The sequence below is a fragment of the Burkholderia sp. M6-3 genome (assembly GCF_050858985.1).
GTDB lineage: Bacteria > Pseudomonadota > Gammaproteobacteria > Burkholderiales > Burkholderiaceae > Paraburkholderia > Paraburkholderia caledonica.
On the sequence record NZ_CP110091.1, the window covers coordinates 2339937 to 2352077 of the forward strand.

Below are 12141 nucleotides of genomic sequence, written 5' to 3' on the forward strand. Positions count from 1 at the left end.
TTGCAAATGAGTCGCGCGGAAATGCCGCGGTATCGCGAAGCGAATGCTTGCGGTGCCGGCTTACTGGCTCGCAGCCGATGCACCGCCCATGGGTGCCGCCGCGCCGCTGCTCATGGCAGCCGGCCCGCCTGTACCCGCGGTCCCGGCTGTGTCGTTCGAGCCCGAGCGCTTGCACCCCACGGTGCCGCCTGCCAGCGCCGCGATTAACACGGCGGTCATTACCTTCCTGAGCACTGGTTCCATCATCATCTCCTCACGGATCGGGCGCGTCGCACGTTTCATCGTCGGCAAAAAAGAACCACGACTTCGACAAAACGTGCGGGCGTCGGTCACTGCAAGCGCGAACGCAAGAGAACCTGACCCACTATCCGCATGCGAACTCGACACAGTGATAAAACACGACCGTTTGCCCTAGTACAACTTGCAATCACATGTAAAAAACGGGCAGCGTTCAAGTGCCATGCGCGTCGCCGCAACCATCGGTTTCACTGCACGATTGCCTGCGCACGCTCGCACAGGCCGCCACATTGCTTAGGACTTCGCAGTTCAGGGAAGAGACGCCCACGCATATCGATTACACATGCATGACTTGCGCCCGTTGTGAGAAGTTGAAGACGCAGTTTCAGGACGCACGAAACGCATTCCTCGATCGGATCGGCATTCACGCATAGCGCGCGAGGAACATATCGGCCGTTGAGTCCGCGATTGCCTGCTGTTCGGCACTGCCCAGCGGCGGCTGCCCCATTGTCACCTGCGGCCAGAAAGCGAATGCCTTCACGAGACCCTGCAACTGCTGCGCGGCAAATACGGGGTCTGAAATCCGCAGACGTTTGTCGGCGGCTGCCGCGCGGATCCACACAGTCAGGTCTTCCTCGCGCTCGCCAAGGCGCGCCACCATATCGCGCGCGCGTTCCGGAGAATGGATACCGGCGGCGATAGCTACGCGCGCCAGCGCCACGAAGGCCTCGTCGTTCATCAGCCTGAGCTTGCGCATCAACAGTTCGATCAACTGCTCCCGCAAAGGCGCCGCCGCCCGATAAGCGAACGCCTCACCCGAATGGCTTGCGTCCCACAACTGCCGCAATATCTCCGCGAAGAGCGCTTCCTTGCTGGGGAAATGGTTGTAGACGGTCCGCTTCGAGACGTTTGCGCGCGCGGCGATGCGGTCCATGCTGGTCGCGTCGAAGCCGGCCGCGAGAAATTCTTCGATAGCCGCGGAAACCACGGCGACGCGCTTGCGATCGGTCAGGCGTTGATGAGTGAGGCTTGGGTCCATCCAGAAATTTTACATCGAGTGGTTTACTTTTTGAGATTATAAATTACACTACCCAGTCTACTTTCCACGTCAGGACGTCACACATGACAGCGCTCATCGATTCGATCGGCCGTGTACTCGGTTTCACCGCTGCGAAGCGCGGGCGTGAGCTTTCCGGGTTGTCCCCGCAGCACGACGGCGAGCGCTTTCGCAACGTCAAGCCGCGTCCCGTCGAAGGATTCGGCAAAACCTTGCGCATTGCGTGGAATGTGCTGCTGAACAAGCCGCAGGGGACCGTTCCGGCCGGCGCACTGCCTGTCGACACGTTGACGCGGGAGCAACTCGATACAGCGCCGGACCGCAGCCTGTACCGGCTCGGTCATTCAACGGTGCTGCTGAAGCTGCGTGGCCGTTTCTGGCTGACCGATCCGGTGTTCGCGGAACGTGCATCGCCGTTCCAGCGTCTTGGCCCGAAGCGTTTTCATGCGCCGCCCATCGCGCTTGCCGATTTGCCGCCGCTTGCCGGCGTGATTCTTTCGCACGATCACTACGATCACCTGGATCGGGAAACGGTGCGCGCGCTGGCCACTACGACGAAGGTGTTTGTCACGCCGCTCGGCGTGGGCGACCGGCTGATCGACTGGGGCATTGACGCGAGCAAGGTGCGCCAGCTCGACTGGTGGCAAAGCGTTGAGATTGACGGCATCGCATTCACGGCAACGCCGGCCCAGCATTTCTCGGGACGCAGCCTGTTCGACGGCAACAGCACGCTGTGGGCGTCGTGGGTCATCGTCCACGAAGATCTGCGCGTGTTTTTCAGCGGCGACACCGGCTACTTCGACGGCTTCAGAACCATCGGCGAACGCCTGGGTCCATTCAACGTGACGCTCGTCGAAACGGGCGCGTACGACGCGCAATGGCCTCACGTCCACATGCAGCCCGAAGACACCGTTCAGGCGCATATCGACTTGCGCGGCCAGTTGCTTGTGCCGATCCATAACGGCACGTTCGATCTGGCGATGCACAGATGGTATGAGCCATTCGAACGAGTGCTCGGGCTTGCCGCCGCGCGTGGCATCGCACTTTCGACGCCGCGCATGGGCCAGCGGCTAGACCTCGCCGCGCCGCATCGAGGCGAGCGTTGGTGGCGCAATGTCGTTGAGCCGGTTAAGGCGCCGCAGCCATCGCAGGGCTTCCTCGCGCGTTCATTCGCACGCCTCTTCTCATGCAACCGCGCGGGCCGGGCGAACTCCTGAGGCAGCGTGCGGAGGTCCATTCAACGGACTTCCGCTGCCCCTTCAGAAGGTATGCTGGATGCCCACGCCATTCTCGGCCTGGTCAGCGAAGGCATCGGCTACGCAGTGGTGCCGCTCAACGCAACCGTGAGCGACGCGCTCAAACGGCGCTTTAGCGTCACACGCATTACCGAGCCGACGTTATTCAGCCGCCTTGCTATTGCGACGAGCAGTAAGCATACGTTGTCGCAACTGGCGGTTCGGGCGATTGCAATGCTCGAAGAGCGGGCATCGCCGCTCTACAGCGCCATGCGCAGCAGGTAAGAAAAGAGAGACGTCTTCGCCATAGCGCTTGCAGTACTTTAGATCGCTAATCCGTAATTACCACGGCAACCGCTTTTGCGTGGGTCAATTCGAATGTACTGAGCCGGCCTGCGCGAACGTCGAGTACGAGGCGCTCGAGAAACTCCAGTTCGCGTTGGCGTTGCACGTCGTCGCTGGTTGCGGCCGCAATCTTGTCGAGGCACACGCGCCGGCGCGCCAGCAGGAAATTCACGGCACTAGTACGCCGCATAAAGAACTGCTCCATCTTCGTGTGATCAGCGCATTGCTTATTCTGGAAAGCGACCATAGCACGCGCATACGGAGCAGGAGAGCCGCGCAAAGAACTCGAAATGAACAACGCTCGGCCGTCCTTTTCGGCTCTCGCCCCTCCCGATCAACGTTCAAATTTTAAGCGCCGCTTTAACGGCAATTGCCTCCTGTTCGCGGCCGCAAACGCCAACATCGCGCCAATCCGGCCGTAGCGACGGAATTGCCCAGAGGGCATCTGGTGGCCGGCGACGCTTGCCGCTTTGCTATTGTCGGCCGCCAATACGATACTAGTAGCCTGTTCGTATTCCGCCTTCGAGGAACTGCTAATGACTGCCCTGCTCACTCGCGAATTCGCTTCGAAATTCGCCAACCTTGCGCTCGCCCACCTCACGCGCGAATACCCGAACAAACTCACGCATTCGCTCGCCGGTCCCGAAGATGTCAAAAGCCCCCGTGCATTGCATCCGATCTTTTATGGCAGCTATGACTGGCATTCGTGCGTGCACGGCTACTGGCTGGTTCTTCATCTAATAGAGCGCTTTCCGGACCTGCCGGAAGCAGCACGTATCGTCGCTGTGGTCGACGAGCACTTCACCGCGGCAAACGTGGCCGGCGAGCGCGCTTATCTGGACTTGCCGCACAACCTGGGCTTCGAGCGTCCGTATGGCTGGGCATGGCTGCTCGCGCTCAGCGCGCAGTTGCATTCGTTGAAGCTGTCGGAGGCCGCGCGGTGGGCAAAAACGTTCGCGCCACTAACGGAGCTTTTCGTCGAACGCTTCCAGACGTTCCTTCCCAAAGCCACTTATCCGTTGCGCGTCGGCACGCATTTCAACATGGCGTTCGCGCTTGCACTCACGCTGGATTTCGCGCGGCAAACGTCACATAGCCAGCTTGAAGCGCTGATTGTCAGTACCGCGGAGCGCTGGTTTTTGCACGACGTAGGGTGCCAGGCGTGGGAGCCCGCGGGTGACGAGTTTCTGTCCCCTTCGCTGATGGAAGCGGAGTTGATGCGGCGTGTTTTGCCGCCCGCTCAGTTCGTCGACTGGCTCGGCCGCTTTCTGCCCGAGCTGGGTGCGAAAAAGCCCGCGACGCTGTTTGAACCGGTTACCGTCACTGATCGCACCGACGGCAAGATTGCTCACCTGGACGGCCTCAATCTGAGCCGCGCATGGTGTCAACGCTCGCTGGCTCGCGCGCTACCGGCGCAAGACATACGGCGCGCAGTGTTGTTCGATTCGGCGGAGCGGCATTTGCAAAGCGCACTGCCTCACGTGGCGGGAGACTACATGGGCGAGCATTGGCTGGGCACGTTCGCTACGCTCGCACTGGAAGCATGAGTTGAGTACAGGCCGGCTATGTCCGGCCTGCAAATCAGATCTGCGGTGGGGCGACGAATCGGATTACAAATCAGGCTACAAAATCGGGCTGCAAATCGCGCGCCTCATGCCGGGCTTCTTGGAAAAGCCCACGAATCCACCGCCACCTGCATCATTGCGTCGACAGCTTCTTCGGCTTCGCCGGCGCCTGGACCTTGTTGTACTGGAATTCCGGCGTTGCCTTCAAGGCTGCCTTCGTCGCGCCGGCCAGATAGAAATTTCCCGAGCGAATGTCGAGTGCTGCAATAGGCACCGCTACGTCATGCGACGCAACGCCAAGGAAGCCGCCCGCAGCGACGATTGCTGCTGAAAGCGAGCCGTCCGGTGCGACCACCAGATCGCGGATCGAGCCGATCTTCTCGTTCTGGTCGTTGTACACAGCCTTGCCAAGAATGCTCTTCTTCACGCTCCAGCCGTTCAGCAGCGCATTGGACTGCTCGACGGTGACACTCAGGGGTTGCGTGCCGGCGACTTGCGCCTGCGCGCCAAAGCTCGTTGCAGCTACCGCCACAGCCACCAGAAGTTTGCCCAAAGTCATTCTATTTACTCCCTTTCTTAGAAGATTTGACCGGCGCATCACCGCGCCGAACGAAACGCTGCGAAAGCATCATACCGGGTGCGACGCCCGGCTGCATGCTCGGTGACACAGGGGCGGAGCGCGCCACATAGACAGGGCGGTAAAATCGCATCGGGCGATAACGCGCTGTTTCCGAGGTGGTGAGTTTGACTGAGCTTGAACAGGGTTTCATCTTGACGCGGCACTGGCGGGACACACCCGCCGGTACCGAAGTCGATTTCTGGCTGGCAACGGACGGCGGGCCTCGTCATATCCGTCTGCGCCATCAAACATCGGTTGCATTCATTCCCGCTGAACAGCGCGAGCGCGCCGAAACCATTCTGCGTCGCGAAGCGCCGCTCGATCTGCGTTCACTCGAACTGCGCGACTTTCATCATCGGCCCGTGATGGGACTGTATTGTCCGCAATATCGTCAGTTGACCGGCTTCGAAAAGCGCCTGAAGCAAGGCGGCGTCGACGTCTATGAAGCCGACATTTTTCCGCCCGAGCGCTACATGATGGAGCGTTTCATCACCGCGCCGGTCACGTTCAGCGGTGACCATGCGCGCGACGGCGCGCTCGTGAATGGCGAGTTGAAACCGGCAGCGGACTATCGTCCTTCATTGAAACTCGTGTCGCTCGATATTGAAACGAGCGTTCACGCCGAACTCTACTCGATCGCACTCGAAGGTTGTGGGCAGCGTCAGGTGTATATGCTCGGGCCGCCGAACGGCGACGCGAGTGGACTCGACTTCGACCTCGAATACTGCGAAACGCGCGCACAGTTGCTCGAAAAGTTGAATACGTGGATGGAGCGGCACGATCCCGATGCGATTATCGGGTGGAATCTCGTGCAGTTCGATTTGCGTGTACTCCAGCAGCACGCCGAACAGTACCGCTTGCCGCTTCGGCTCGGACGTGGCGGCGCCGCGATGGAATGGCGCGAACACGGCCTCAAGCAGAACCACTATTTCGCGGGCGCCGCGGGGCGACTGATCATCGACGGCATCGAGGCGTTACGCTCCGCAACGTGGAGCTTCCCGTCGTTTAGTCTCGAACACGTTTCGCGCGCCGTGCTGGGCGAAGGCAAAGCTATCGACAATCCTTATCAGCGCATGGATGAAATCCAGCGCCGCTTCGACGAGGACAAACCGGCACTCGCCCGGTACAACCTGAAGGATTGCGAGCTCGTCACGCGCATTTTCGCCAAAACCGAACTGCTGCCGTTTCTGCTGGAACGCGCCACCGTAACCGGCCTGCCTGCCGATCGCAGCGGCGGTTCAGTTGCGGCGTTCACGCATTTGTATATGCCGCGAATGCATCGGCAAGGCTATGTCGCACCTAATCTCGGCGACGTGGCGGGCGCCGCAAGTCCCGGCGGATTCGTCATGGACTCGCGCCCTGGACTCTACGATTCGGTGCTAGTGCTCGATTACAAGAGCCTGTACCCGTCCATCATTCGCACGTTTCTGATCGACCCGGTCGGACTGGTAGAAGGCATCCTCAATCCCGCCGACGATCAATCGGTGCCGGGCTTTCTCGGCGCCCGCTTCTCTCGCACGCGCCATTGCCTGCCGTCGATTGTGAGCCAGGTGTGGCAAGGCCGCGAGACAGCGAAGCGCGAGCAGAACAAGCCGCTCTCGCAAGCATTGAAGATCATCATGAATGCGTTTTACGGCGTGCTCGGCTCGACCGGCTGCCGCTTTTTCGACCCGCGGCTTGCGTCGTCGATCACGATGCGCGGCCACGAAATCATGCACCGCACGCGCGAGCTGATTCAGGCCGAAGGTTATGAAGTCATTTACGGCGATACGGATTCGACCTTTGTCTGGCTCAAGCACGCGCACGGCGAAGAAGAAGCGAGCCGCATTGGACGAACGCTTGTCGACCATATCAACGCATGGTGGCGGCAGGATCTGCAACGGCGTTTCGGGCTCGATAGCGCACTCGAACTGCAATTTGAGCGGCATTACCGGCGGTTCTTCATGCCGACCATTCGCGGCGCCGAAGAAGGCAGCAAGAAGCGGTACGCGGGGCTCACTGTTTTGCCGGACGGCAGCGAAGAGATCGTTTACAAAGGGCTCGAAACGGTGCGCACGGACTGGACGCCGCTCGCGCAGCAGTTTCAGCAGGAGCTCTATCGGCGCATCTTCACACAGCAGCCGTATCAGGACTACGTGCGCGACTATGTGCGCGATACGCTCGCAGGCAAGCTCGATGATCAGCTCGTCTATCGCAAGCGCTTGCGCAGACCGCTTGGCGACTATGAGCGCAACGTGCCGCCTCACGTGCGCGCAGCGCGTGTCGCCGACGAATTCAACCGCCGGCAAGGTCGTCCGCTGCAATATCAGAACGGCGGCTGGATCAGCTACGTCATGACGATCGCCGGACCCGAGCCGCTCGAAACGCTACGCTCGGCCATCGACTACGAGCACTATCTGACGCGCCAATTGCAACCTGTTGCAGACGCAATCTTGCCGCTGCTGCGCGACGACTTTACGCGGCTGACGTCCGGGCAGAAACAGTTGTTCTGACGCGGTGCCAGCAGCGTAAAGTCGGGCAAGCCATATCATTCAGGCTTACTGCGGTGCCGGGAAGCCGAGCGCGTCCGCTTTGGTTCGCAACTCGGCAAAACGGCCACCCGGCGCACTAATCGCAGTGTTGGGCACGGTCTGGCTCTTGTCGAGTTGCTCGATGCCGCTCGCGCCCGAAGTCGCCGTCGATAGATTCGAGCAGGCGGAGCCGAAGGTGCCTTGCGTCACCGCGATCGCCGGCGCGTCGGTGCGCGCGGCGTCGGTAAAGTCGAGCGCATACGCCAGGTTGAAGGTTGTCGAATCGCTCGCGCGCACGCCGAGTGGATCCAGACCGAAGCGCCATGCGAGCAACTGGTGAATGGAGCTCGGGTCGAACGGATAGCGCGATACGTAGTTGGCGCGCACACGCGGTCCGAGCAGCATGCAGGGCACGCGAAAACCGAGCCGGCCGTCGTTGCCGAGTGCGGCCTCGGCGGCGGACACCGGCTTCACGGGCGGCGCGACATGTTCCATGAAGCCGCCCCACTCGTCATACACGATGATCATCAGCGTCCTGCTCCAGTTGGGGCTGGTGCGTAGCGCATCGTAGATCTGGCCGAGCAGTACCTGGCCGTTGCGCACGTCCGCGTGAGGATGGTCGTCGTTCGACGTGCCCTGCGCCTCGCCGCCAAAGCTCGGTTCGACCATGCAGAACGACGGCAAGGTGCCCGCGGCTGCGTCGGAGAGAAAGTTGGCAAAGAGCTTCGAGCGGCCCACGTAACGCGTACCGTAGAGCGCGGTGAACGGCACGTCGTGGAAATAATAGGTGGACGAGACATTTTTCGCGTCGAGGCGATCCCAGATCGTTGGCAGCGACGACGTGTCGAGCGTGTCCGACAAGCGGTCTGTTTCACCGCTGTGCAGATAGATACGGTTCGGATAAGTGTCGGCGAGAATTCCGCTCATGTAGTAGTCGCAGACGGTGTACTGCGGTACCGCGCCGCGATAGAACTCGAGGTCTGCCGCCTGAAAATAACCAATCGGCAACAGGTCGCCGCGCATAAGGCTCGTGTTCGGCGTGAGCAGAAAGCCATTCATTGCGCCATTGGCAAGATGAACGCGTCCGGCGTCGTATGAGTGATTGGGGTCGGCGAACGAGCAGGCCTGGAAGCCATAGGCGGCATTCGAGGGGAGCGAGAACGGCGTGTGAGTTTCGCCAAATGCATCTTCGAAGTTTCGACCGCTTTGTGCAGTTTCCGCATTGGGCACCCAGCCAAGCAGATGGTCGAACGAGCGATTTTCCATTGTGACGAGCACCACGTGGTCGATGCCCGAGGTAGCCGGATCGGGTAGCGCGGGACGCGGCAGATTCGCCCGGCCGGGAGGAATCGTACCGACGGCCGGCGTTCCTCCTGAGCCGCCGCTGCTACCGCCTCCACCGCCTCCTCCACACGCCGATAGTGCGATTGAGCCTGCCAGCGCGGCAAGAACCTTGCGGCGGCCCGCATCGGGCGGATTGGTTGGCCTGGTCGTCATGATCGTCTCCCTCTGTTAGCTGCTTGCTGTTTTCGCGGAAGAATTCGCGCGGCGGATTCTTACCGCCAGGCGATTTCGTGCAACGAAGAAGCAATTAGCGTTCCGCGAAAAGCAGAAGCCGTGCTGACAACACAGTCCGGCTTCTCACACGGCAACAGGTTGTGCGCGCAATGGAAATGGTGAGTGATATACCCACGCAGCGCTAGAGCCGAGAGATGCGGCACGACCGGGAACAGCGGCGGGCCACAAGCCTTCACAACGCCCGAGGTTCAGGGCTTATGCGTCGGCAACCGGACTACTGATGAAGCGCAGCGCAAGCCGGTTCATCACGATTGCAACGGCCGCGATGAGCGCGGGCACCGCCAGCACCGAAAACACTGCCTCGAAGCTGAACCCGAGCGACAGCAGCGCGCCGCCCACGAGCGAACCCAGAATCCCGCCGAGGCGCCCGAACCCGAGCATCCAGCTCACGCCTGTCGCCCGTGCCCGGGTCGGATAGCAACTCGGCGCCAGTGCATTCAAGCCCGTCTGCGCGCCGCTCATGAAGAAACCCGCACACGTAACGAGAACCGGCAGCAGGCTCGACTTGAGCGTCCCCATGCCGAGCGCGAAGATAAATACGCCGCCCAGCAGGTAGGCCGCACCGATCACGCCGTTGCGATCCAGACGGTCCATCGCGAAGCCCACCGCCACCGCGCCGACAGTGCCGCCCAACTGGAACATGCCGGTGATCGCGGCCGCGCGTTCGACGGGCAAACCGGCATCCTTGATCAGCGTCGGCAGCCAGCCCGTCAGCAGATAAATGATAAGCAGTCCCATGAAATAGGTAAGCCACAGCATCAGTGTGCTGAATGCGTAGCCGTCGGCGAACAGCATCCGCACAGGCGCCTTGGCTGCGAGCACTGGTTCAGGCGCCGTGAAGCGCACGTCGCTGCTGAATTCGTGGCCGCATACGCGCCCGAGCGTCACCGCGATACGTTGGGCGGGCAGTTTGCGCACCAGCATCAGACGCGCGGATTCAGGCAACAGCCAAAGCAGCAGCGGCACGCTCACGATCGGCAGACTTCCGCCGAACACGAACACCGCCCGCCAGCCGTAGTGCGGAATCAGCGAAGCCGCGACGAAGCCGCCCGCGCCGGAACCGAAATTGAAGCCCGTGAACATGATCGTGAGCAGCAGCGAACGATTGCGCGACGGCACATATTCGGAGAGCAGCGTGGTCGAATTCGGCATGGCCGCGCCGAGGCCGAGACCCGTGAGAAAACGCAGCGCGACGAGTTGCACAGGCGTCTCGGCAAATGCGCAGATCAGGCTGAAAAAGCCGAAGCAGAACACCGAAGCGATCAGCACCTTCTTGCGTCCAATGCGATCGGCAACGGGGCCCGCAGCCAAAGCGCCGACCGCGAGGCCGACCATGGCAGCGCTCATCACCGGGCCGAACGCGGTACGGCTCACATTCCAGTCGTGCATGATGACGGGCGCAACGAAGCCCAGCACGGCCGTGTCCAGGCCGTCCATCATGACGATGAGGAAACACAGAACGAGCACGAGCCATTGGTAGGGCGACACCTTTCGTGCGTCGATAAACGCCTTGATGTCGACTGAATCTGCAGATTTCATGCATGTCTCCGAAGAAAATAGTTTCCCGTCCCGGCTTTCCGTGGAAGCCGGGTTTTGTTCTTGCATCGAAATTAAAGTAGCCGCCAGCGCGCGGCTCAGGTGCTGCGCGCTAAACGGCTTCGGGCACGTTGCGCGTCTTCAGGAACGCCTCGAGGGTTTCGCCTCGCATGCTTGCGTACATGCCCAGGTTGGTGATCTTCACCACGCGCGCGAATTTCTCGAGCACGAAGAAGCACACGCCGTAGCGGATCAGGCCGATCCAGTCGGCGTTGTCGACGAGCGTGCGTTCCTGCGGCGTGAGACCTGCCTTGTCATACGCCGCCTGACGATTTTCGAGCCACAGTGCGCGCGCTGCCGCCTCGCGCATCTGCCAGAAGAAGCGGTTCAGGCGCATCGCCTTGATGCTCTGGCGGATGTCGAACGGATACGTGCCCGTTAGTTCTTCGACGCCGATCAGTTGCGGATTCATTGCGCCACCTCGTCTTCGTAAATCGTCACGGCCATGGCGGTGCTCGTTGCAAGGTAGTAGTTGCGATGCAACTCGTGGATCTTCGGACCGAGCGCACCCCGCATGGCGAGCCACATGATCGTTTCGACGCTTTCCGCGCCGCCGAGGCGCACGTAATCGACATGCTTCATCGCGGCGAGGCGTTGCGGTTCATGAACGATCAGGTCGAGGAACTCCATGTCCCACTCGGTGTTGTTAAAGCCGCTGCGCTCGCCGTGCACCTGGTGCGAAAGACCGCCCGTGCCGACCACTACCACGTCGAGGTCTTCTTCATACGATTCGATCGCGCGGCGCAATGCCTGGCCAAGGCGATAGCAGCGGTTCGCGGCCGGTAGCGGATACTGCAGCACGTTGACCTGCACGGGCACCAGCGCAAGCGGCCAGCCGCCGGCATGAGGCAGCATCAACGAGAGAGGCGAATTGCAGCCGTGATCGAGCGGACGGTCCTGAAAGATGGTGAGGTCGAATTCGTCGTTCACCAGTTGCTCGGCAATGTGGATCGCAAGATCGGGATGGCCCGCTATATCCGGAAGCGGACGCTTGCCCGCACCCTCGTCCGCGAATTCATGATTGCCCGACACGCCCAGCGCGAATGTCGGATAACAGTCGAAAAAGAAGCTGTTCGCGTGGTCGTTGTAGAACATCACCATAGCGTCCGGCTTACGCTCGGCGAGCCAGCTCGCAACCGGCTCGTAGCCCTTGAAGAGCGGCGCCCATGCGGGGTCGTTCTGCTTACCCTTGTCGTACGCCATGCCGATAGTCGGCACATGCGAGGTGCCGATGCCACCAATGATCCTTGCCATTTCGTTTGTCTTCCGTTGCTTCATGCTGCGCAATTGCTGCGGGTCAATCGGATACGTTGCAGGAAGGCTGAACACCTTCCCGTATTCCTCTTGGGATACCAAGATAAGAGTTGCGCAGCATTTTAGGAAGTACGGGTGAACGACC

The 12141-nt window shown here is 61.0% G+C and carries 12 protein-coding genes; 4 read left to right on the forward strand and 8 right to left on the reverse strand.

Features of this window, described 5'->3' with window-relative positions:
• Nucleotides 1-60: 60 nt before the first annotated feature.
• Complete coding sequence (locus OH764_RS28080; RefSeq protein ID WP_498849361.1) at nt 61-219, reverse strand: hypothetical protein; 159 nt, start codon at nt 217-219, stop codon at nt 61-63.
• A gap of 442 nt (nt 220-661) precedes the next feature.
• The gene (locus tag OH764_RS28085) at nt 662-1276 is read right to left on the reverse strand and encodes a TetR/AcrR family transcriptional regulator (protein WP_498849362.1); all 615 of its coding nucleotides are present in this window, start codon (nt 1274-1276) and stop codon (nt 662-664) included.
• An 83-nt stretch (nt 1277-1359) separates the two neighbouring features.
• Here OH764_RS28085 and OH764_RS28090 point away from each other — a divergent pair, with 83 nt between their 5' ends.
• Together OH764_RS28090 and OH764_RS28095 are read left to right on the forward strand one after the other, a co-directional pair.
• Nucleotides 1360-2511, forward strand: coding sequence for an MBL fold metallo-hydrolase (locus tag OH764_RS28090; RefSeq protein WP_498849363.1), 1152 nt, complete (start codon nt 1360-1362; stop codon nt 2509-2511).
• Between the two features lie 51 nt (nt 2512-2562).
• Complete coding sequence (locus OH764_RS28095) at nt 2563-2814, forward strand: type 2 periplasmic-binding domain-containing protein (RefSeq protein WP_498849364.1); 252 nt, start codon at nt 2563-2565, stop codon at nt 2812-2814.
• A 46-nt stretch (nt 2815-2860) separates the two neighbouring features.
• Here OH764_RS28095 and OH764_RS28100 read toward each other — a convergent pair whose 3' ends face one another.
• Nucleotides 2861-3064, reverse strand: coding sequence for a hypothetical protein (locus OH764_RS28100; protein WP_498849365.1), 204 nt, complete (start codon nt 3062-3064; stop codon nt 2861-2863).
• A gap of 346 nt (nt 3065-3410) precedes the next feature.
• On the opposite strand from OH764_RS28100, the gene OH764_RS28105 reads away from it, so the two are divergent.
• A complete protein-coding gene (locus OH764_RS28105) occupies nt 3411-4421 on the forward strand; it encodes a DUF2891 domain-containing protein (protein WP_498849366.1) in 1011 nt (336 codons plus the stop codon).
• 151 nt (nt 4422-4572) lie between these two features.
• Here OH764_RS28105 and OH764_RS28110 read toward each other — a convergent pair whose 3' ends face one another.
• Complete coding sequence (locus tag OH764_RS28110; RefSeq protein WP_020066394.1) at nt 4573-4998, reverse strand: PRC-barrel domain-containing protein; 426 nt, start codon at nt 4996-4998, stop codon at nt 4573-4575.
• Nucleotides 4999-5183: 185 nt separating this feature from the next.
• Here OH764_RS28110 and OH764_RS28115 point away from each other — a divergent pair, with 185 nt between their 5' ends.
• The gene (locus tag OH764_RS28115) at nt 5184-7550 is read left to right on the forward strand and encodes a DNA polymerase II (RefSeq protein WP_498849367.1); all 2367 of its coding nucleotides are present in this window, start codon (nt 5184-5186) and stop codon (nt 7548-7550) included.
• 45 nt (nt 7551-7595) lie between these two features.
• Here the strand turns inward: OH764_RS28115 and OH764_RS28120 are convergent, their stop codons facing one another.
• The 4 genes from OH764_RS28120 to OH764_RS28135 all read right to left on the reverse strand — a co-directional run bounded on the left by OH764_RS28120 (nt 7596) and on the right by OH764_RS28135 (nt 11996).
• Entirely contained in the window at nt 7596-9065 is a 1470-nt protein-coding gene (locus tag OH764_RS28120) for an alkaline phosphatase family protein (protein WP_498849368.1), read from the reverse strand.
• 276 nt (nt 9066-9341) lie between these two features.
• Nucleotides 9342-10685 carry an MFS transporter gene (locus tag OH764_RS28125; RefSeq protein ID WP_498849369.1) on the reverse strand — a complete coding sequence of 448 codons (1344 nt, stop codon included), beginning with the start codon at nt 10683-10685 and terminating at the stop codon, nt 9342-9344.
• 109 nt (nt 10686-10794) lie between these two features.
• Nucleotides 10795-11154 (reverse strand): protocatechuate 3,4-dioxygenase, encoded by a 360-nt coding sequence (locus tag OH764_RS28130; protein ID WP_498849370.1) that lies wholly within the window; start codon nt 11152-11154, stop codon nt 10795-10797.
• Nucleotides 11151-11996: a class III extradiol ring-cleavage dioxygenase family protein gene (locus tag OH764_RS28135; RefSeq protein WP_498849371.1), complete on the reverse strand. Its 846-nt coding sequence runs from the start codon at nt 11994-11996 to the stop codon at nt 11151-11153. The genes OH764_RS28130 and OH764_RS28135 overlap by 4 nt, the downstream gene beginning before the upstream one ends.
• Between the last annotated feature and the right edge of the window lie 145 nt (nt 11997-12141).